The sequence below is a fragment of the Halobellus captivus genome (assembly GCF_007655485.1).
In the GTDB taxonomy this organism is placed as follows: Archaea; Halobacteriota; Halobacteria; order Halobacteriales; family Haloferacaceae; genus Haloquadratum; species Haloquadratum captivum.
Map to the genome: position 1 here is coordinate 339077 of NZ_VJXQ01000002.1, position 20836 is coordinate 359912.

Below are 20836 nucleotides of genomic sequence, written 5' to 3' on the forward strand. Positions count from 1 at the left end.
CGTCAGCAAACCGTTCGCGCGGACCACAAGTCACGCGCCCGAATCCGCACGTTTCAAGTGTGCTACCGACTCCCGTTACAGTATGACGGAGATTATCGACGGCAAGGCCGTCGCCTCGGACATCCGAACCGGTCTGCTCGACAGCATCCAGACGCTGACGGACGCCGGAACGACACCCTGTCTCGCGACCGTCCTGATGAACGACGACCCCGCGAGCGCGACGTACGTCTCGATGAAGCACAAAGACTGCAAGGAGGTCGGTATCGCCACGCGCGACATCGAACTCGACCCCGAGACGCCAGCCGAGGAGCTGTTCGACACCATCGACGACCTGAACGCCGACCCCGACGTGCACGGGATTCTCGTCCAGATGCCGCTGCCGGACCACGTCGACGAGCGAGAGGTCCTGCGACGGATCGACCCCGCGAAGGACGTCGACGGCTTCCACCCCGAGAACGTCGGCCGCCTCGTCGCCGGGAACGCGCGTTACAAACCCTGTACGCCGCACGGCGTCCAGAAGCTTCTCGCCGCGGCCGACGTCGAAACGGAGGGCGCAGACGCCGTCGTGGTCGGCCGGTCGAACATCGTCGGCAAGCCAATGGCGAACCTCCTGATTCAGAAGGCCGAGGGCGGCAACGCGACGGTCACCGTCTGCCACTCGCGCACGGATGACCTCGCCGAGAAGACCCGAAACGCCGACATCGTCGTCGCCGCCGCGGGCGTGCCCGAGATGGTCACCGGCGAGATGATCTCGGAGGGCACCGTCGTGATCGACGTCGGCATCAACCGCGTCGAGACCGAGGACGGATCAGAACTCGTCGGCGACGTCGACTACGACAGCGTCGCAGAGAAGGCGAGCGCGATCACGCCCGTTCCGGGCGGCGTCGGCCCGATGACGCGCGCGATGCTCCTGTGGAACACCGTCAAGTCCGCGGGCGACGTCGCCGACATCGACGTCGATCTCCCGTAGATCCGGTTACAGACCCGAACTCACCGAACATCCGCACTATTCTACTTTTTCAACCGAATCACTCGCCGAATCCACCCGGACCCGACGGTTCGCGCGGTCCGGACGGTCCCCGTCCCGCGATCGTGGTGTACGTCGGCTCGGGTTCGGGCTCGACCTCCTCGCCGTCGACGTACCTGACGAACGAGAGAAACAGTTCCGAGCCACACGGTGATTCTCCGCCCGGATTCTCGACGTCGTCGGCGCTGCTCCGGTCGTCGGTCCAGCGGACGCCGTCGCCGTCCTGGCCGCAGACCAGTCGGACGCCGTCTGCTGCATCAAAGTCCTCGTCGGGGTCCGCGTACTTCCAACCCGCGAGCGGGTACGGCGTCACCGACTTATCGGAGAGGTAGCCCTCGCGCTGAATTTCGACGACGGCGCCGCAGTGCGGACAGTAGTATCGGACCGGGAAGCCCATCGTCGGATGTGGGGCTCGAAGGGACTTAACGACCGCGCCGAGGCCGTCGTTGGCGGCGAGCGCAGTCACCGATCGCCCCAACATTCAAATACGAACACGGGACCATCGCCTCCGTGCGCTGACACCGGCCGCGAGACGGGCAGCGGGAGTGCGGTACGTCGTCTCGCGAGCGATTCGTACCGCCTGTTCGCCCCTACTGTAACCGGTCGACACGACGACAAGACGTGCTTATCGCTCCTCCCCCGAGACGTAGTCAACGCACCGCCTGCGAGACGCGTTCAGCGCTCCGCCTCCGAAACGTGTTCAGCGCTCGAAATCGCCTCGTCCACGTAGCGGAAGGTCACGTCCGCTCGTCGGGCCGATTCCTCGTCGCGAACCGAGTCGCCCACGAAGACGGTCTCGTCAGCCGAGGCACCTATCCGCCGGATCGTCTCCAAGAGCGGTTCGGGGTCGGGTTTCCTCGCCGGAACGGAGTCGCGTCCGACGACGGCGTCGACGTGAGCCGTGAGCCCGTGAACGTCGAGCGCGGTCCGACAGGCGCGCTCGCAGTTCAGCGAGCAGACGCCCTCCGCGTCGAACTGGCCCACGAAATCCGCGTGTGGGAGCCGGTCAGAGCGCCGTGCGCCCGCATCCTCGTGCTCGCCGATGACGGCTTCGACGTCGTCGCGGAGTCCCGACTCGTCGGCCAGATCTAACATCCCCCATAGATCGACATCACTCGCGTCGACACCTCCTGCCTCGAACACGGCTTCGACGTCGTCGGCGACGACGTCCCAGTCGACGAGGAGGTGGACGAGCGTGCCGTCCAAATCCCAAACGACGGCGTCGAACGTTTCCAGCGGACGTGCCCCCGCAGAACCCGCTTCGTCGGTCATTGCCAGCTGTAGGCTCGCGAGACGAATAGAGGCTTCGCCGGGTGGCTGAACGCTGGTGGTTGCGAAGACGGGGACTCGGCAGTGGTTACGAAGGTCGGCACTGGCAATGGTTACGAGGACGGCTCCAACTCGGTGAGTTCGTCGAGAACCTCGCCTGGATCGGCATCCAGCCCGCCGCCCTGCGCGAACGGCGGCCCGCCGCCGCCACCGCCGCCGAACGCCTCTGTGACGGCGTCGACGACCGATCCGGCGTGAACGTCGCTCTCGGATCCGGCGGCGACGACGACGTACGGCGCCGCCGATCCGCCCACGGCGACCACCACTTCGTCGTCGCCGACCGCGTCTTTCGCCGCCTCACCGGCATCATTGGGATCGATGCCGTCGAGGACGCCGAGTCGCCACGGCGTCCCGTCCTTCGTGATCCGATCAAAGCCGTCGAGCGCATCTTCGACGGCCGCGCGTTCGAGTTCACGAACTCGCTCGCGCAGGTCGTCGCGATCCGAACGGACGCGAGTCGCCGTCTCCGCGAGATCTTCGATTCCCGTCTCCAGCGCTGCGGCCGTCTCGCGTAGCGACAGATGTCGGTCCGCAGTGCGGTCGATTCCGGTCGGACCGACGGCGAATTCGACGCGCGTGAGTCCCTCGCCGGGGTTCGAGCGATCGAGGACCGTCACCGGTCCGATCTCGCGGGTGTTCGAGACGTGCGTGCCGCCGCACGCCGCGACGTCCCAGCCGTCGATGTCGACGATCCGGACCGTGTCGGCGTCATCCATCACGCCTTCTTCGGTCTTGGTGTTGAACGCGACGTCGTCGCGGGCGGTCGTCTCCTCGACCGGGACATCCTGCCACGTCACGGCACGTGAGTCCCAGACCGTCCGATTCACCAGCCGTTCGAGTTCGACGAGCGTCTCGTCGTCGATATCCGTCGAGGTGGTGAAGTCGACGCGGACCTTCGACCCGGAGATGTCGAAGCCGCCGTAGCCGAGGTCGTCGAGCAGCCGTCGCCCCGCGCCGTAGAGGACGTGACTCGCGGTGTGTGCGCGCATACAGTACGTCCGGAAGTCGTCGTCGACGACCCCCACGACAGTGTCACCGTCACCGAACTCGGGCTCCGTTTCGAGCGTGTGCCGAACGCCCGCTCCGTCCGCCTGCACGTCGACGACCCGTCGGCCGTCGATCGTACCCCGATCGGCCGGTTGGCCGCCGCTCTCGGCGTAGAAGTACGTGTGATCGAGCGTCACCGTCCGACCGTCGACGTCGACGACGTCGGCCTCGAACTCTCGGACCGTCGGTTCCGCCGGGGCGCGTGTCTGCATACCTCTCGCTGAGGCCGTCGGAGACAAAAATAGTTGTAGTTCCGCGTCGGCGCTTTGGGTTCGCAATCAATCGCTCGTCTCAGGAGGGAAATCCGCGGTTACGGAACGATTACTCGTCGACCAGGTCGACACCCAGCCGGTCTTCGAGCGCTCGAACGAGCGATCCGCCGACACCGGCGCGCGTCGCTCGTCCCTGTTCGACGGCAGTGATATCTGATTCATCGACGTCGAGTTCGGTCGCTAACTCCTCTATCGTCAGCCCCGCGTCCTGGCGGGCCGATTCGGCACGGTCGCCGTAGCCCGAAACGAGATACGGGAGTCGGTCCTCCTCGTAGTCGGTGCCTTTCTCCCAGTGAGAGGAATCTCCCTTCGCTTGGTCGTACACTTTCGCCTGTCGTTGAGCGGCCCGCTTTCGCCGCGAAACCGGTTCGTCACGGCTCCCTGTCTCGGACGAACTGCCGGTCTGTTTCCGAGAGTCGTCGTGCGGAGCGCAATCCCCACAGACGAGGAGGTCCGCGCCCGCAACGTTCGCCCGGCGGAGATTACCGGTCGAGCGGCCGCAGAGTTCGCAGCTATCGCCGTCGCTACCGCCTCCGCCGCTCCCAGTGGAGTATTTGGGCATAGCTCTCACTTTCGTTCGGATGGGTTAAAACGTATCCACTGACGCGGTCGTTTCCAGTGATGCGGCCGTTTCCGAGCGGTACAGAGCCGCAACTCCGATTGATACGGAGTGACAATCGCTACCGCGGAATCACAGCGTCTCGGCTCACGAATATAGCGTCAGTAGGATTGTGCGTGGGTGCTGTGTCCCCGAAGGGAGAAGCACCTGCATCGAGTGGCGATGAATCGCCGTGCGATGCGTGGGACCGGATTTGAACCGGCGGACCCCTATGGGACAGCGCCCTCAACGCTGCGCCGTTGGCCTGGCTTGGCTACCCACGCTCGCGGTGTCTTATACGCAATATCTGCTTGTCCGGGGTAATTTAAATGAGTTTCCTTTCGACTGCGGTCGGATTCGCAGTCGGCACCGTTTTCACCGCTCCGTCCGGCCATTCGAATATGCCCTTCCGCGCACGTGAGCGCGTGCTCGAACTGTCGGCGGCGCTCTCGATCGTTTCGCTCGCGGCAGTGTTCGCGGCGGTCTTGGGAGTCGTCCCGGCTGCGGCGCTCCCCGACGCACCCGCGTCACTCATCGAGGCGATTCCGCACGTCAATGCCGTTCTCAGCACGGTCGCGCTCGCGACGATCGGACTGGGAGTCCTGTTCATCCGCCGCGGCGACATCGGCCGCCACCGGGCGATGATGCTCACGACGTTGGGACTGTTCGTCGCGTTTCTTCTCCTCTATCTCTACCGCATCGCTCTCGAGGGCCCCGCCGACTTCCCCGGCCCGGAGGTCGTCTATCAGTTCGTCTATCTGCCGACTCTGGCGGTTCACGTCGTCCTCGCAATCGTCTGTATCCCACTGCTGTACTACGTCTTACTCCTCGCACTCACGCGGCCGGTCTCGGCGCTCTACGACTCGCCGCACGCGCGCGTCGGTCGGGTCGCCGCAGCGCTGTGGTTCGTCTCGTTCGCGCTCGGTGATCTCGTCTATCTGCTGTTGTACGTCGCGTACTGATCGGCTATCGGGCGGAGAGCCGTCCCGTCCTCCGGGGCCGAACATATTCGCCCCTGTCGATTTGCCTTTCGAGAACGTACACTCCATATGGCTCAATCGCAGACAGCTCGGCAGATAGCGGAGACGACCGTCGAGGTCCGTGCGACCGGACACGTCCGCGACGCGCTCGGCGTGCCCAAGCTCTCGTACACCTTCGAGGGCGACACGCTCCGGGAGTTCGTGGAGGCGTTCTTCGCCGACCACGACGTCCGCGACCTCGTGATCGCCGAAACGGAAGCGGAGTCGACCACCCGCGGATGGGCTCCGATCGATGCGGCCGACGTGCCCGGCAACCTGCGGAAGAACCCCGACGGTGAGCAGACTCGCGCTTACGCGCGGATCCTCGTCAACGGGCAGTTCAACGAGAATCTCGACGGTTTCGACACTGAGTTACACGACGGCGACCGGGTGGCGCTGGTCAATCCGTTTATGTTCTGCCTGTGAGTTCTGTCCGCGATTCGGCGCGGGAACGCTGACTTGGATCGAGAGCTGCAGATACAGATCGGAACGAGTGACCGAAACAACGACGGGTATCACAGGTCGGTACGCCGGAACGAGTGACCGGTACGTCAGTCGTCCGCGGGGGTCGGACCGTCGCCGATAACGGGGCGCTGCACGTCCCGATCGGTCGTCTCGTCGTCGATGTCGTAGGGGTACTCGCCCGTCACACAACCGAGACAGAGATCGAGACGGGATTCGCCGAGTACGTCGGCGATGGCGTCGATCGAGAGGTATCCGAGGCTGTCGGCACCGATCTCCTCGCGGATCTCGTCGACCGATTGGTCGGCCGCGATGAGTTCGTCTCTGGACGCCATATCGATCCCCATGTAACACGGTGCGACGATCGGCGGCGCGCCGATTCGGACGTGGACCTCGGCCGCTCCGGCGTCACGCATCAGTGAGACGAGTTGGCGCGAGGTCGTCCCGCGGACGATGCTGTCGTCGATGATCGTCACCGACTTGCCCTCGACGGTGCTCTTGATCGGGTTGAGTTTCAGCCGAACCGCGCGCTCGCGCTCGTCTTGCGTCGGCATAATGAACGTCCGCCCGACGTAGCGGTTCTTCATCAGCCCCTCCGCGAATTCGACGCCGGTCTCCTCGACGGGGCGTTTCCCGCCGTCGGCGGTCCTCTCGTTCGCGGCCTCGGCGTACCCGGAGGCGAACGCCCGCCCGGAGTCGGGCACGGGCATCACGACGTCACTTTCGATACCGGACTCCTCCCAGAGTTTCCGACCCAGGTTCCGCCGTGCCTCGTAGACGAGCGTGTCGTCGATGACCGAGTCGGGGCGCGCGAAGTAGACGTGTTCGAAGAAGCAGTGGGCGGTGTTATCCTTCTCGACGAGTTGGTAGGAGTCGAACCCCGACCCGTCGGGTTCGAGCACGACGAGTTCGCCGGGGCGGACGTCGCGGACGAGTTCGCCGTCGAGCGTGTCGATCGCGGCCGACTCGGAGGCGACGACGTAGCCGTCCTCGACCTCGCCGATGCAGAGCGGTCGGTTCCCCTGCGGGTCGCGGACCGCGAGGACGGTCTCGTCGTGCATAATCGTCAGCGCGTACGAGCCGTGGATGCGGTCCATCGTTCGCTTCACTGCGCGGACCAGGTCGGCTTCGAGGAGGTTGCGCGCGAGGTCGTGAGCGATGACCTCGGTGTCGCCGTCGGAGGTGAACGCGTGGCCGAGGTTCGCCAACTCCTCGCGGATCTCGTCGGCGTTGACGAGGTTGCCGTTGTGCGAGAGGCCGAGCGATCCCGACTTGAAGGACACCGAAAACGGCTGGGCGCAGGAGGCGTTGACCCCGCCGGACGTCGGATAGCGGACGTGGCCGATACCGGTCTCGCCAGCCAGGGAATCGAGATCCGATTCGTCGAACGCGTCGCCGACGAGCCCCATCTCGACGTGGCTGTGCTGCTGGAATCCGTCGTGGGTGACGATTCCCGCCGACTCCTGGCCGCGGTGTTGGAGGGCGTACAGCGAGTAGTACAACGGGCGCGACGCGGCCCGGTCGGCGAGCGCGACGCCGACCACCCCGCACTTCTCCGTCGGACCGGAGAGGTCGGCGGCGGTGGGCGTCCGTGTGGCGTTCGTCGGCCGCGTGGTCGTCGTCTCACGTCCGGGTGTGGGGGTCGAAGGATCCCGCCCGTCAGGCATACGAATCGATACGGGTTCCGGGGGCTAAAAACCCGTCCATATGCTACCTTCGATGCCTCTACCGGTGCAAAATATACACGAATTTGTACATATTCGAATATCGACCGGAGATCCGGCATCGATCGCGGATTCGACACCGACTGCGGATCCGACGTCAACTGCGGGACTGACGTCGACTACGGATTCGATATCGACCGCCTAACGGCTCGGTTACTCGTCGTTTGGGTGATCGCTATTCGAGAGTAGTTGTTCGGGTGATCGGCGCTCGGTTAATCGTCGCTGGGTGCCATCGCCGCGGGGCCACTGCTTCCCGCTTCGTCGTCGCCCGTGACCGTCACGTAGAACATAATGAGCATCGATGCGATCAGACAGAGCCCCCAAAGGAAGCCCGTCGGCATCAGGAAGAGGAGCCCGAAGCCCTCGCCCAGCCACACGATCCCCGGAATGCCCCACTGTCCGGCGATGAACAGGACCGTCACCGCCGTTCTGAGTGTCCCGGTGACGCCGAGCGCCGGGACGGCGAACCCCATCACGATCGCGAGGATCGAGAGCACGCCGAGGTGGGCGTGGCCCCCGATCATCCACCCCGGAACGGGATTTCCGCCCGAGAGAATCACGAACTGGTGCAGTCCGACCGCCATCATCACAGCCAATCCAAGGAATCCGGATGCCTTGAGTGCCTTCGTCATACGTCAACGAAAACACTATTGATGAGATACATAAAAGTAATCCCCGCCGTCCGCCAGTACGGCTGGCACAGAGAGACTAAATCAGCGTATCCGGGGCTGAAAGAATGGAGTCCCCGTCAGCGTTCACGAACGCGATGCGTTCGTGACCGAGTATTCGCGGGGCCTATTGCTCGGCGCTTTCGTCGTCGTCGTCGACGTCTTCGAAGTCGGCGTCGACGTATTCGTCGCCGTCGGCGGCCGCACCGCCCATATCACCCATTCCGCCGGGGCCTGCGCCCGCCGCGTCCGGTCCAGCGCCGCCCGGACCCGCACCCGCGCCACCGGCGGCCTGCTGGGCTTCGTACATCTGCTTGCCGATCTCCTGCAGTTCGGTCGTCAGCGCCTCGGTGGCGTCTTCGAGTTCCTCCTTCGTCGCGTCGTCGTCTTCGAGCGTCTCCTGAACGCTCGCGATCTTCTCCTCGATCGACTCGCGGAGGTCGTCGTCGACGTCCTCCTCGTTCTCTTCCAGCAGCGTTTCGGCGCGCTGGATCGTGCTCTCGGCCTCGTTGCGGGCCTCGATGCGCTCGCGACGCTGCTTGTCCTCTTCGGCGTGCGCCTCCGCCTCCTCCTGCATCTGCTCGATCTCCTCGTCGGAGAGGCCCGCGCCGCCCTCGATGGTGATCGACTCGGCATTGCCGGAGCCTTTGTCCTCGGCCTCGACGTTCACGATACCGTTCTCGTCGATGTTGAACGACACCTCGATCTGCGGCGTTCCGGCCGGGGCGGGCGGAATGCCCGTCAGTTGGAATTCGCCGAGCAGTTCGTTTTCCGCGGCGATCTCGCGTTCGCCCTGGAAGACGCGGACGTTCACGGACGTCTGGTTGGCCGCGGCGGTCGTGAAGATCTTCGATTCCTCCGTGGGAATCGTCGTGTTCTTCTCGATGAGGCGCTCGAAGAGACCGCCTTTCACCTCGATCCCGAGGCTCAGCGGCGTGACGTCGAGGAGGACGATGTCGTCGACCTCGCCGCCGAGGACGCCGCCCTGGATCGCCGCGCCGAGCGCGACGGCCTCGTCGGGGTTGACGTTCTTCTTCGGCTCGGTGCCGAGCATCTCTTCGACCGCCTCGTGGACCTGCGGCATCCGCGTCGAACCGCCGACGAGGATGACCTCGTCGATGTCATCCTTGTCGTACCCGGCGTCCGAGAGCGCCTGCTCCGTCGGGCCGACGGTGCGCTCGATCAGGTCCTCGGTGAGCGACTCGAACTTCGCCCGTGTGAGCGTCTCTTCGAGGTGGACCGGACCGGTGTCAGTCGCCGTGATGAAGGGGAGGTTGATCGTCGTCTCTTTCCTACTACTGAGTTCGATCTTGGCCTCCTCGGCGGCGTCCTTCAACCGCTGGAGCGCCTGCCGGTCCTCGCGGAGATCGATGTTGTGATCGTTCTGGAACTCCTCGGCGAGCCAGTCGATGACGGCCTCGTCCCAGTCGTCGCCGCCGAGGTCGTTGTCCCCGTTCGTGGCGACAACCTCGTAGACGCCGCCACCGAGATCGAGCACGCTCACGTCGAAGGTGCCGCCCCCGAGGTCGTACACGAGAATCGTCTGATTAGAGTCGTCGTCGAGGCCGTAGGCCATCGACGCCGCGGTCGGCTCGTTGACGATGCGCTCGACCTCGAACCCGGCGATCTCGCCCGCGTCCTTCGTCGCCTGACGCTGGCGGTCGTTGAAGTAGGCGGGGACCGTGATGACCGCCTTCTCGATCTCGTCGCCGAGGTAGTCCTCGGCGTCGCGCTTGATCTTCTGGAGGATCATCGCCGAGATCTGTTCGGGCGTGTACTCCTCGTCGTCGATCTGGACGGAGTAGTCGTCCTCGCCCATGTGCCGCTTGATCGAGCGGATCGTCTTATCTGGGTTCTGAATCGCCTGGTTCTTCGCGGGCTTCCCCACGAGTCGCTCCTCGTCGTCGGTAAACGCCACCACGGAGGGAGTGGTGCGGTCACCTTCGGAGTTCACGATGATCTCCGGGTCTCCACCCTCCATCACCGCGAACGCGCTGTTCGTGGTGCCGAGGTCGATACCGAGGATCTTGTTGCTCGCCATCTTGGGCGGAACTACTGGTCTAAATCGGTTAAAGGTTACTAGACGAGGACAACATCGCCTGTGAGTGACGTCGTCGCTGTGATGCGATTCGTTCGTGCGACGAATTAGCAGGTAGGAGCATTTATATCGAAGCGCAGATCAAGTCGGCTGGGTCGTCGACGAGATCAATCCGGTGTTGATCGACGGGTCGATTCGATGTTTGTGGACAGGTCGATTCGATGTCCGCGGACGGGTTCGACCCGATAGTTGAAACCGTCGCACGCGCAACTTCGAGATATGGTTACGTTTCTCGCCGGGGGGACCGGGACTCCGAAGGTCCTCGACGGCGCGGACCGAGTGTTCGATCCGACGGAGACGACCGTCGTCGCGAACACCGGCGACGACGTCGAACTCGGCGGACTGCTGGTGTGTCCGGACGTCGACACCGTCCTCTTTCACGGCGGCGGCGTCCTCGACACCGAGACGTGGTGGGGGATCGACGGCGATACGACGGCGACGTACGAGGAACTCCACCGGCTGGCCGACGCGGCCGGACTGGAGTCGGGACCGCGGTACCTCTCGGACGACGCGCAGACTTCCGGTCGCGACATCGCGCGCTGGCGGCGGTTTTCGGGCGTGGCCGAGTTTATGCGGATCGGCGACCGCGACCGGGCCGTTCACCTCACTCGGACGTCGCTCCTCGACGAGGGCCGTTCGCTGACTGACGTGACCCGCCTACTCGCCGACGCGTACGGGCTCGACGTCGAACTGCTACCGATGAGCGACGATCCGGTGGCGACGATCGTCCACACGCCCGAGGGACCGATGCACTTCCAGGAGTACTGGGTGCACCGCCGCGCGGACCCTGACGTGCGAGACGTCGAGTTCCGCGGCGCGGACCGGGCCGAACCCACCCCTGCGGTCCGCGACGCGCTCGCGGACCCCGTCGTCATCGGCCCGTCGAACCCCGTCACGAGCCTCGGTCCGATGCTCGCGATGGACGCCGTCGCCGACGCGCTGGAGGAGGCGCCGGTCGTCGCCGTCTCCCCGTTCGTCGAGAACGAGGTGTTCTCCGGCCCCGCGGCGGAGCTGATGGCGGGCGTCGGGTACGACCCCTCGACCGCGGGCGTCGCCGACGCGTACCCCTTCGCGGACGCGTTCGTCCTCGACAGCGACGACGGGACGGCTCTCGACCGGCCGGTGGTTCGAACAGACACGAAGATCAACGGCGTGGACGACGCGGCGCGCGTCGCGCGCGCTGTGGCGCGAGCGCTCGCAGAGGTATCGTGATGGCGCTGCTCCGAAATCGCGAGCGAGCCGCGTCTGCGGGGGTGTCCTGATGTTCGAGCCGCGAGTCGCGCTCGCCAGTCTCAGCGGCGAATCCGATGCGGACTGGGCACGGGCGGGCAGCGACCACGCCGGGGCGGCGTTCCTCGGGGGCGTGGCGCTCGACGAGGCGACGCGCGACGCCGCCCGGGAGATGGTCGCCCGCGACCGAACGGAGTTCCTCCCCCGAGACCCGCTCGCGTTCGTCGGACGCGAACTCGACGCGCTCTCGGACGCGCCCGTCCACCCGGGCGTCAACGTCCGGAGCGCGACGCTCGATCCCGTCTCGGCAGTCGCCGGGGTGTGCGCCGACCGCGACGCGATCGTCGAGATCAACGCCCACTGCCGACAGGCCGAGATGTGCGACGTCGGCTGCGGGGAGTCGCTCCTCCGCGACACCGATCGCCTCTGTGAGTACGTCGCGGTCGCGAGCGACGCGGGCGCGGACGTGAGCGTGAAGGTCCGCACCGAGGTTTCGGGAGTCGATCTCGCGGAGACCGCCCGCGCGATCGAGGCGGCTGGCGCGGACGTGATCCACGTCGACGCGATGGACACCGAATCGGCGGTCGCGGACGTCGCCGCCGCCGCACCGGGACTGTTCGTCGTCGCCAACAACGGGGTTCGAGGCCCCGAATCGGTCCGCGAATACCTCCGTTACGGGGCCGACGCGGTGAGCATCGGCCGTCCGAGCACGGAGCCCCGAATCAGGCGGCGCGTGCGCCGCGCGGTCGACGCGTGGTTCGCGGACGGCGGCGGGGACCCACGGCGGGCGAGCAACCGCGACTGAGGTTCGACACCACCGTCGGGACGCATCGAAGACTCCTTGTTCTCGCTCTCCGAGAGTGCGGATATGAGCGCAAATCAGCGCGAGGACGCTTCCATCGGGGGCGAGTCCGGCGAGAGCGACGCCGCCGACGTCCACGAGAACGCCCTCCAAGACGTGATCGCCGTCGATCCCGACGACAACCGGACCGGACTCGTCAACCGGCTCGATGCCCACACCGGCGACGGCATCCGTCACCGCGCGTTCACCTGCCTCGTCTTCGACGAGGAGGGTCGCATCCTGCTCGGACAGCGCGCGCCCGGAAAGCGCCTCTGGGACACCCACTGGGACGGGACGGTCGCCTCTCACCCCGTCGCCGGACAGTCGCAGACCGACGCGACGAAGCAGCGGCTCGAAGAGGAACTGGGCGTCACGCCCGATCAGTACAGTGACCTCCGGGTGACGGACAAGTTCGAGTACAAGCGTTACTACGAGAACGCGGGCCTGGAGTGGGAGGTCTGTGCGGTGCTGAAAGTGACGCTCGAGGACACGTCACTCGATCCCGACGAGGAGGAGATCGCGGGACTGCTGTGGGCGGACTACGAACGTCTCCACGAGCACCCCGAGTGGTATCGACAGCTTCGACTCTGTCCGTGGTTCGAGATCGCGATGCGTCGCGACTTCGACGAATAGGAACGAGACGCAATCCCCTTTTAGCTCCCTCGCGATTGCGTAACCGATGACCGATTCGACGCCGGAGCCGGAGCTGTACGACTCGCTCGACGGCCAGGTCGCACTGGTCACCGGGGCCAATCGCGGCCTCGGCCGACAGATCGCGACGAATCTCCAGGAACTCGGGGCGACCGTCTTCGCGGCCACGCGATCGGTCCGCCACGACGTCCCCGACGAGTGGGAGCACCTCCTCGTCGACGTCACTCAGGAGGGCGAGATCTCCGATGCGGCCGACGAGATTTTCCAGTCGGCGGGTCGGCTCGATATCGTCGTCAACAACGCCGGGATCGGCGACTTCGACAGCGACATCGTCTCCGAGTCGGTGGAGACGATCGACCGCACGCTCGCGACGAACCTCCGCGGGCCGATGCTCGTCTGCAAGCACACGGTTCCCCTGTTGCTCCAAACCGACGGCGGCCGCGTCGTCAACGTCTCCTCGGGGATGGGCGCGCTCGGCGAGGGACAGTCCGGCGGGTCGCCAGCCTATCGAGTCTCGAAAACAGGACTGAACGGACTCACGGCGTATCTCCACGGCGAGTACGCCGATCAGGGGTTGCTAGCGAACTCCGTGTGCCCCGGCTGGGTTCGAACGGATATGGGTGGCGAGGACGCCCGTCGGTCGGTTGAGGAGGGCGCGGAGACGCCGACGTGGCTCTGTCGATTCCGACCGGAATCGCCCGCCGGGCGATTCTGGCGCGATCGAGCGCCGATCGAGTGGTGAGTCGACTGAGTGATGAGTCGACCGAGTGGTGGTACTGTCTGACGACGAGACTCGATTCAGGAGGGACAACGCTTTGAGTCCGGTCCGCGTTGGAACGAATATGCCTGAGGAGCCGTCAGTTCGCGAACTCCCGGGGGCGCTCGTCGACTACGCTGCGGGCGTCGTCGACGTCGTCGCGCGTGGACTGATCGCCGTCGCGATCGCGACGTTACTGCTCGCTGCGATCGGGTTCGCAGTCGTCGGCGGGGGGGTTTCGCTCCTGCTTCTCGCCGTGTTCGGCCCCGCGATCGTAGCGGCGATTGCCCTCGAAGTGCCGTCTCGACTCCGCAAACGGCTCGAATAGCGTAGTCGGCAACCGGTGACCGATCAGCCGACCCGACGACGAAAAACCGGAGCCTTAAACCTACCCGAAATCGAAGCACGGAGTGCGCGAGGGTGGCTGAGTTTGGAAAAGGCGGCGGACTCAAGATCCGCTCTCGTAGGAGTCCGTGGGTTCAAATCCCTCCCCTCGCATCATCGTGCCCGAACGACAGTGAGGGCCGTGTATCGGACGAGAGATTTGAATCAGGGAGCAGGTTCGCTGCGACCGTGGTTCAACATCCCTCCCCTCGCACATAATTGCGCGAGCGACAGCGAGCGCTATTTGTTGGATAGGGATTTGAGCCCTGCCAGTCGCGCGGAGCGAACGAAGTGAGCGAGCACGTCTGGCTTCGGTTCAACATCCCTCCCCTCGCATCATCGTGCCCGAACGAGAGTGAGGGCCGTGTATCGGACGAGTAACAGTGCTGACCCTGCGCTTCTGACCAGTTCGGTGAAAATCGAAACAGACGGAACGGCTCAGTAGCTTCGGATCTTCGGTTCGTAGCGCTTGTCTTCGCCTTCCAGCAGCACCGGCTTGAACCACAGTTCTGGCGAGCCGTCGTTCCACGACAGCAGCGTGTGCTTCAGCCAGTTCTCGTCGTCGCGCTCCTGGTGTTCCTTGCGCCAGTGCGCGCCGCGGAACTCCTTGCGAACGAGCGCGCCGAGCGTGATCGCTTCCGCGAGGTCGATGATGTTCCGCGTCTCGATCGTCTGAAGAAGGTCGGTGTTGAACGTCCGCGACTGATCGGCGACGCCGACGTCCCGGTACGCTTCCCGGGCCGCGCGGATGTCGCGAAGCGCCTGTTCGAGGCCCGCCTTCTCGCGGAAGACGTTGACGTTCTCGGTCATCGACTGCTGGACGTCGGCGCGGATCTCCGCGTGGTTCCGGCCGTCCTCGTTCGCGAGCAGGGCTTCGACGCGCTCGGTCGCGCGCTCGGCCGCGCGTTCGACGAACCCGTCGGGGTCGAGTCCGGAGCCGCCGTCTGCGACGGCGTCGCCGGAGGTGTCGGCCTCGACCTCCGGTTCGACGGCCCCGGGTTCGACGGGCGTTTCGACGTCGCCCGCCTCCCACTCGCCGCGCTTGCCGGTCGGGATCTCGGCCTCGCCGAGGTCTCGACCGGCGGCGTGGGAGCCAGCGCGCGCGCCGAAGACGATGAGTTCGGGCAGCGCGTTGCCGCCGAGGCGGTTCGAGCCGTGGACCGAGGCACAGGCGCACTCGCCCGCCGCGTAGAGACCTGCCACGCACGTCTCACCGTTCTCGTCGGTCTCGATTCCGCCCATCGCGTAGTGCTGGCCGGGTTTGACGGGCATCGGCTCTTCGAGGGCGTCGACACCCTCGAAGTCCTCCGCGAGGTGAAGGATGTTTTCGAGGCGGTCGATGATGCGCTCCTCGCCGAGGTGACGCATATCGAGATGGACGTACTCGTCTTCGATGCCGCGACCCGCGTTCACTTCGCTCAGTTCCGCGCGGGCGACGACGTCGCGGGAGGCGAGTTCGCCGTCGTTGCTCGCGTACCCGTACTCGAACATGAAGCGCTCGCCCTCGCCGTTGTAGAGAATGCCACCTTCGCCGCGGACGCCCTCGGAGATGAGCACGCCCGTCGACGGGAGCGTCGTGGGGTGGAACTGGATGAACTCCATGTCCTCCATCGGAACGCCCGCCCGGTAGGCCATCGCGACCCCGTCGCCGGTGTTCGACACCGCGTTGGTGGTGTGATCGTACACCTGTCCGGGCCCGCCGGTCGCGAGGATCACGCCGTCGCGGGCGCGGAACCCCTCGATGTTGCCCGACTGGATATCGTAGCCGACGACGCCGTGGCAGCTCCGGTCTTCGGGGGCGTCCTCGTCGCTGACAGCGAGGTCGAGGACGTACCACTCGTCGTAGACCTCGATGCCGCGTTTGACGAGCTGTTCGTACATCGTGTGCAGGAGTTGGTGGCCGGTTTCCGCGCCCGCGTAGGTCGTTCGCGGGAACGAGAGGCCGCCGAACGGTCGCTGGCTGACGCGGCCGTCCTCCTCTCTGGAGAACGCCATTCCCCAGTGTTCGAGTTGGATGACCTCTTCGGGGCTGTCCTGTGCGAGCGTCTCGATGGCCGGGGCGTCGCCGAGGTAGTCCGACCCCTTCATCGTGTCGTAAGCGTGGTCCTGCCAGGAGTCTCCCTCGCGGAGCGCCGCGTTGATGCCGCCCTCGGCCGCGCCCGTGTGGCTTCGCACCGGGTGCAGCTTCGAGACGATCGCCACGTCGGCTCCCTCTTCTTGTGCCGCGATGGCCGCGCGAAGGCCTGCCCCTCCCGCGCCCACCACGATGACGTCGTGTTCGTACATATTGTTGAATCGTGTCGTTATATCCGAATTACCAGAATTTCAGGTTGCTCTTGACCGCCTCGCGCTTCAGTTCCTGAATGTGCTCGGTCAGCGGGATGTCCTTCGGACAGACGTTCGTACAGGAGAACTGCGTCTGACACCGCCAGACGCCGTGTTCCTGTTCGAGGATCTCGAGGCGGTGCTGCTTCATGTCCTCGCCCTCGCGCTCGTCCATCGTGAACCGGTACGCCTTGTTGATGGCGGCGGGGCCGAGGTACTGATTGTCGCCCGCGGCGATGTTACAGGAGGACATACACGCGCCGCACCAGATACACCGCGTCGACATCTTCACCTTCTCGCGGTTCTCCCGCGACTGGCGCTGCTCTTCGAGTTCGCCCTCCGGGAGGTCGTTCGTCTGGAAGTACGGCTCGACCGCCTCCATCTGGTCGTAAAAGTGCTCCATATCCACGACGAGGTCCTTGACGACTTCCTGGTGCGGAAGCGGTTCGATGCGAACCGGTTCCTCGAGGTCCGACAGCTGGGTCTTACAGCAGAGTCGCTGTCTGCCGTTGACGAACATCGCGTCCGACCCGCAGATCGCCTGTCGGCAGGAGTGCCGGAACGTGAGGCTCGAATCGTACGTGTCGCGAGCGTACATCAGCGCGTCGAGGACAGTCATTCCCTTGTGGTAGGGGACGTGGAAGTCGTCGAAGCGCGGCTCTTTCTTCCCCTCGATCTCGGGATCGTACCGGAACACCTTCAGGTGGTACGTCTCCGTCTCGGCGAGGGCGGCTTCGGCCTCCTCTGTCTGTCGCGTCTCCTCGGCCTCCGCGGCGCGCTGGCGCTTCTTCTCCATCCGGCGCTGTTGGGCGGCGGGGGCCGTTTCGGCCTCGCTGGCGGACGATTCGTCGTCGGTCTGATCCGGAACTTGTGTACTCATCTGTGGAGTCGATTAGAGTGGGACGCCTCCGGCCCACGCGAGTGCGGTTCTGACGCCCTGGACGATCACCACTGCGCTCGCGACGGCGAGGGTCAGCTTCACGGCGGTCTTGCGGGTTCCCGTCAAGCCCTGGTTGATGAGGGCGTTGTAGACGCCGTTGACCCCGTGGAACGTTGCGGCGAGGAGGAACAAAATCATAAGCGAAAAGTACGTCAGCTCCTGCATCCGCGCCTGCGACATCGCGAACGTGACCTCGTCGGCGTGGTTCACGAAGTGAAGCAGGAAAAAGTGGAACGCGAGCACGACGACCAAGAAGGCGGCCGTGATGCGCTGCCAGAGCCACAGGCGGCCGCCGGACTCGAAGGAGGAGTAACGCTCGGCCATCAGCCGAACACCCCCGCGAGGAACGTCGGTACGCTCGCGATGGCGATCGCCCCCGTCAGAACGAGCGACGCGTAGAAGCTCTTGTCCTGCGATTCGAGTCCGACACCGAGATCGATGAACAGCAGCCGAACCCCGTTGAGAATGTGGAAGACGGCCACCGACAGGAGCCCGACCTCCAGGATGCGCACGACCAACAGACTCTCCAACGACTGGATCGTCGTCGTGTACGCCTCCGGGCTCTGTAGCGCCGTCGAGAGGACGGCGATGTGGGTGAACAGGTACCCCACGAGCACCCACCCCGTGAACTTGTGGAACACCCAGGCCCACATCCCCGCTGAGAACTCCCGCCAGCGGCCGAAGTCCTCGATGAGGCCCCGATTGTAAGACTGACTCATACTCTCGTGAGTCTCGGGTCGGACCCACTATAGAACTTACGTGTGCGGTCGGGCGGAGCCACGGGAGAAAGACCACGACAGCGTCGGGATCAGTGCATTCGCAATCGGAACCGGCAGCGACCGCGTGATGAGAACCGACGAGTAGAACGGCCGAGACCACTACACGCGGGTGGCCGCTACGTGGTTCGGTCCGCCTGTTCGCGCTCGACGACCCGTCTGACCTTCGGTTCGAGTTCGACGAGGTGACAGAGCGGGTTGCCGGGGTAGACGACCGGGTTCTCCAGGATGCCGACGAGCAGCCCCGTAAAGGGGGCATCGACGGCGACGTTGTCGTCTTTGAACGGGTTCGTGAGCGTGCAGATTCGCTCGCCCTCGCGAACGAGTGAACCGCGCTCGGGGTGCATATCGACGATGCCGCCCGCGTCGGCACGGATCCACGTCTTCTCGTTCTCGTCGTCGATGACGGTTCGCCAACCGGGCCAGCGCACCGCCGACGTTTCGAGCAGTTCGTATTCGGAGAACACGCTTTTAACGCCCGCGAGCGCGTCGTCGATGAGACCGCGTTGGAACCGGTGCGCCTCTCCCATTTCGACGGTCACGGTCGGAATTCCCACCCGCGTCGCCTCCGTCCGGAGGACGCCGTCGCTGCCCTCGCTGTCGATGATCACGTTCGAGCCGTACGCCTTCGCGAGTCGTGCGACCGCGTCGTTGGACATGTCCGCCCGGACGTGGAGCATATTCGTCCGCCCGCGCGTCGAGGTGTGGAAGTCGATTCCGAAGTCGCACGGCGCGACGAAGTTGTCGAAGATTCGGGCCGCCATCCGCTTGGCACTCGTGGAGTCCTCTCGTCCGGGGAACGAGCGGTTCAGGTCGCGATCGTATATCGGCAGGTAGCGCTGTTGGGCCAGAAACCCGGGGACGTTCAGGACCGGCAGACAGACGAGCGTCCCCGCGAGGTCGGAGAGGTCCCACTCGTGTGCGACCTCGCGAACGACCTCGATGCCGTTGAGTTCGTCGCCGTGCGCCGCCGCCGAGAGAAACACCGTCGGCCCCGGCTGCTCGCCGTTGATAATGGTGACCGGGATGCGGACCGGATCGCCGAGATACGTCTCGCTGATTCCGTATCGGAGGTTCTGTCGCTCTCCGGGATCGACCTTCCCGCCGTTGTACGTGAAGGTCCCGTCGGTGCTCATACGCGCCATCGGACAGCCGACGGGATAAACGCTCGCAACGATGCGACGGGTAAGGGTACGGTGCTCGGGACGAAACCGATCGCCGGCGTATCGATCCGCTCGCGAGCCGAATGAGATACGCTCACATCGGGCGAGAGAGTCATCAATCGGCATTCCTTTTATTCTCTGCTTGAGTACGGCTCATTATGTCTACTGACGGCGATCCGGTTCGCGTTGGCGTCCTTTCATTACACAACAGCAAGGAGACAAAGGCCATCCTCAACGCTGTCGACGACCTCGGCCACGAGGGCGTGTGGTTGCGGCGAGAGAACACCGCAATCAGCGTCGAAGACGGCGACGTCGCGGTCGAACCCGAAGTAGACATCATCGCCAACCGACTGCTGCTCTCGAACACCGAAGAACCCGCCGAGTTACTCGGCTTGGCGACGACGTTCGAGCGGATCCGGCCGATGCTGAACGAACCGGCGTCGGTGCTCACCGCGATCCACAAGTTCGCCACGGCGGCGACGCTGGCGAACTGGAACATCAAGGTCCCGGACGCGCTGTTAGCACTCTCGAACGATCGGTTGAATCAAGGTCGGGACCGATTCGGCGAGGTCGGAGTCTACAAGTCCGCGATCGGGACCCACGGCGGCGGGACGTGGAAGGTAGACCTCACGGAGCCCGTGAATCCGAAGGTGGGTAGTCGACAGGCGTTCCTGCAGGACCTCATCGACCGCGACGAGGAGAAACACCGCGACCTGCGCGTCTACGTCGTCGACGGCGAGGTCATCGGGGCGATGTACCGCTACGCCCCGGAGGGCGAGTGGCGGACCAACGTCGCGCTCGGCGGCGACGTAGTCGATGCGACCGACGATATGCCGACGGAAGCGAGGGAGACGGCGCTCTACGCGGCCGAAGTGATGGAACTCGACTACGTCGGCGTCGACCTCATTGAGGGCGAGGACGGCTGGTTCGTCCTCGAAGTCAACCCGACCGCCGGGTTCAAAGGCCTCCACAAGGCAACCGGTCTCAGTCCCGCGCCGTACATCGCCAAGCTGGCGATCGAACGGGGCGGCGGCGAGGTCGACGACACGCGGGTCGAGGGGCTATCGGCGACGCTCGACGATTCCCGTCCGGCGGGGATGCCGCGGATCGACACAGGCCCCGTCGGCGACAGACCGACGATCGGCTACATCGAGGAGGTCGTCGTCTCCGGGACCAGCGGCTCGACGCAGGCCAGTGCGAAGTCCGACACGGGCGCGACGCGAACGAGCATCGACACGTCGCTTGCGGCCGAGATCGGTGCCGGTCCGATCAAGAGTATGACGCGCGTCAAATCCGGCTCCCTGAAGACCGGCAAGGCGCGTCCCGTCGTCGATCTCGTGATCGGCATCGGCGGAACCCAACACACCGTCACCGCGAGTGTCGAGGACCGATCGCACATGGACTACCCGCTGCTCCTCGGGCGCGACATCCTCAAGCACTACCAGGTCGACGTGAACCGCCGCTCCGACGATGGCGGCCGCGACGACACCGAGCGCGAAGAGGAGTACCTGGAGTAGCTCGGGCG

21 protein-coding genes and 2 tRNA genes are annotated in these 20836 nt (G+C 65.2%); 10 read left to right on the forward strand and 13 right to left on the reverse strand.

The genetic code is table 11. From position 1 onward, the window contains the following. The first annotated feature begins 82 nt into the window (after nt 1–82). Nucleotides 83–970 carry a bifunctional methylenetetrahydrofolate dehydrogenase/methenyltetrahydrofolate cyclohydrolase FolD gene (gene folD / locus FJT57_RS07085; protein WP_144903505.1) on the forward strand — a complete coding sequence of 296 codons (888 nt, stop codon included), beginning with the start codon at nt 83–85 and terminating at the stop codon, nt 968–970. Between the two features lie 58 nt (nt 971–1028). Here the strand turns inward: folD and FJT57_RS07090 are convergent, their stop codons facing one another. The 5 genes from FJT57_RS07090 to FJT57_RS07110 all read right to left on the reverse strand — a co-directional run bounded on the left by FJT57_RS07090 (nt 1029) and on the right by FJT57_RS07110 (nt 4557). Beyond that, nucleotides 1029–1424: a hypothetical protein gene (locus FJT57_RS07090; RefSeq protein ID WP_144904480.1), complete on the reverse strand. Its 396-nt coding sequence runs from the start codon at nt 1422–1424 to the stop codon at nt 1029–1031. Between the two features lie 278 nt (nt 1425–1702). Further along, the gene (locus FJT57_RS07095; protein ID WP_144903508.1) at nt 1703–2299 is read right to left on the reverse strand and encodes an HAD family hydrolase; all 597 of its coding nucleotides are present in this window, start codon (nt 2297–2299) and stop codon (nt 1703–1705) included. Between the two features lie 110 nt (nt 2300–2409). Continuing rightward, complete coding sequence (locus tag FJT57_RS07100) at nt 2410–3615, reverse strand: alanine--tRNA ligase-related protein (protein ID WP_144903511.1); 1206 nt, start codon at nt 3613–3615, stop codon at nt 2410–2412. 109 nt (nt 3616–3724) lie between these two features. Then, a complete protein-coding gene (locus FJT57_RS07105) occupies nt 3725–4237 on the reverse strand; it encodes a helix-turn-helix domain-containing protein (protein WP_144903514.1) in 513 nt (170 codons plus the stop codon). A 235-nt stretch (nt 4238–4472) separates the two neighbouring features. Beyond that, a tRNA-Leu gene (locus FJT57_RS07110) sits at nt 4473–4557 on the reverse strand. A 117-nt stretch (nt 4558–4674) separates the two neighbouring features. Between FJT57_RS07110 and FJT57_RS07115 the strand changes: the two genes are divergently transcribed. Beyond that, nucleotides 4675–5235: a DUF420 domain-containing protein gene (locus FJT57_RS07115; RefSeq protein ID WP_144903516.1), complete on the forward strand. Its 561-nt coding sequence runs from the start codon at nt 4675–4677 to the stop codon at nt 5233–5235. An 87-nt stretch (nt 5236–5322) separates the two neighbouring features. Beyond that, nucleotides 5323–5718 carry a MoaD/ThiS family protein gene (locus tag FJT57_RS07120; protein ID WP_144903519.1) on the forward strand — a complete coding sequence of 132 codons (396 nt, stop codon included), beginning with the start codon at nt 5323–5325 and terminating at the stop codon, nt 5716–5718. A 125-nt stretch (nt 5719–5843) separates the two neighbouring features. Here FJT57_RS07120 and purF read toward each other — a convergent pair whose 3' ends face one another. The 3 genes from purF to dnaK form a co-directional block, all read right to left on the reverse strand. Further along, nucleotides 5844–7421 (reverse strand): amidophosphoribosyltransferase, encoded by a 1578-nt coding sequence (gene purF / locus FJT57_RS07125; protein WP_144903522.1) that lies wholly within the window; start codon nt 7419–7421, stop codon nt 5844–5846. Nucleotides 7422–7690: 269 nt separating this feature from the next. Continuing rightward, on the reverse strand, nt 7691–8110 hold the full coding sequence (locus tag FJT57_RS07130; protein ID WP_144903525.1) for a hypothetical protein: 420 nt from the start codon (nt 8108–8110) through the stop codon (nt 7691–7693). 163 nt (nt 8111–8273) lie between these two features. Beyond that, a complete protein-coding gene (dnaK, locus tag FJT57_RS07135) occupies nt 8274–10187 on the reverse strand; it encodes a molecular chaperone DnaK (protein WP_144903528.1) in 1914 nt (637 codons plus the stop codon). Nucleotides 10188–10463: 276 nt separating this feature from the next. Here dnaK and cofD point away from each other — a divergent pair, with 276 nt between their 5' ends. The 6 genes from cofD to FJT57_RS07165 all read left to right on the forward strand — a co-directional run bounded on the left by cofD (nt 10464) and on the right by FJT57_RS07165 (nt 14221). Continuing rightward, nucleotides 10464–11456, forward strand: a complete 993-nt coding sequence (gene cofD, locus FJT57_RS07140) for a 2-phospho-L-lactate transferase (RefSeq protein ID WP_144903531.1) — start codon at nt 10464–10466, stop codon at nt 11454–11456. Nucleotides 11457–11505: 49 nt separating this feature from the next. After that, entirely contained in the window at nt 11506–12279 is a 774-nt protein-coding gene (locus FJT57_RS07145) for a tRNA-dihydrouridine synthase (RefSeq protein WP_144903534.1), read from the forward strand. Nucleotides 12280–12342: 63 nt separating this feature from the next. After that, nucleotides 12343–12948: an NUDIX hydrolase gene (locus FJT57_RS07150; RefSeq protein ID WP_144903537.1), complete on the forward strand. Its 606-nt coding sequence runs from the start codon at nt 12343–12345 to the stop codon at nt 12946–12948. A gap of 46 nt (nt 12949–12994) precedes the next feature. Continuing rightward, a complete protein-coding gene (locus tag FJT57_RS07155) occupies nt 12995–13708 on the forward strand; it encodes an SDR family NAD(P)-dependent oxidoreductase (protein ID WP_144903538.1) in 714 nt (237 codons plus the stop codon). A gap of 100 nt (nt 13709–13808) precedes the next feature. Continuing rightward, nucleotides 13809–14051 (forward strand): hypothetical protein, encoded by a 243-nt coding sequence (locus FJT57_RS07160; protein WP_144903539.1) that lies wholly within the window; start codon nt 13809–13811, stop codon nt 14049–14051. Nucleotides 14052–14137: 86 nt separating this feature from the next. Further along, nucleotides 14138–14221: transfer RNA gene (locus tag FJT57_RS07165), tRNA-Leu, on the forward strand. A gap of 324 nt (nt 14222–14545) precedes the next feature. Here FJT57_RS07165 and FJT57_RS07170 read toward each other — a convergent pair. The 5 genes from FJT57_RS07170 to FJT57_RS07190 all read right to left on the reverse strand — a co-directional run bounded on the left by FJT57_RS07170 (nt 14546) and on the right by FJT57_RS07190 (nt 19284). Beyond that, nucleotides 14546–16393, reverse strand: a complete 1848-nt coding sequence (locus tag FJT57_RS07170) for an FAD-binding protein (protein WP_144903540.1) — start codon at nt 16391–16393, stop codon at nt 14546–14548. Nucleotides 16394–16421: 28 nt separating this feature from the next. Further along, a complete protein-coding gene (locus FJT57_RS07175) occupies nt 16422–17312 on the reverse strand; it encodes a succinate dehydrogenase/fumarate reductase iron-sulfur subunit (RefSeq protein WP_144903541.1) in 891 nt (296 codons plus the stop codon). Nucleotides 17313–17324: 12 nt separating this feature from the next. After that, nucleotides 17325–17696, reverse strand: coding sequence for a succinate dehydrogenase (locus tag FJT57_RS07180; RefSeq protein WP_144903542.1), 372 nt, complete (start codon nt 17694–17696; stop codon nt 17325–17327). Then, nucleotides 17696–18091, reverse strand: coding sequence for a succinate dehydrogenase, cytochrome b556 subunit (sdhC, locus tag FJT57_RS07185; protein WP_144903543.1), 396 nt, complete (start codon nt 18089–18091; stop codon nt 17696–17698). The genes FJT57_RS07180 and sdhC overlap by 1 nt, the downstream gene beginning before the upstream one ends. A 176-nt stretch (nt 18092–18267) precedes the next feature. Beyond that, the gene (locus FJT57_RS07190) at nt 18268–19284 is read right to left on the reverse strand and encodes a succinylglutamate desuccinylase/aspartoacylase family protein (RefSeq protein ID WP_144903545.1); all 1017 of its coding nucleotides are present in this window, start codon (nt 19282–19284) and stop codon (nt 18268–18270) included. Between the two features lie 185 nt (nt 19285–19469). Between FJT57_RS07190 and FJT57_RS07195 the strand changes: the two genes are divergently transcribed. Further along, nucleotides 19470–20828 carry a putative ATP-dependent zinc protease gene (locus FJT57_RS07195; protein WP_144903547.1) on the forward strand — a complete coding sequence of 453 codons (1359 nt, stop codon included), beginning with the start codon at nt 19470–19472 and terminating at the stop codon, nt 20826–20828. The last annotated feature ends 8 nt before the right edge of the window (nt 20829–20836 follow it).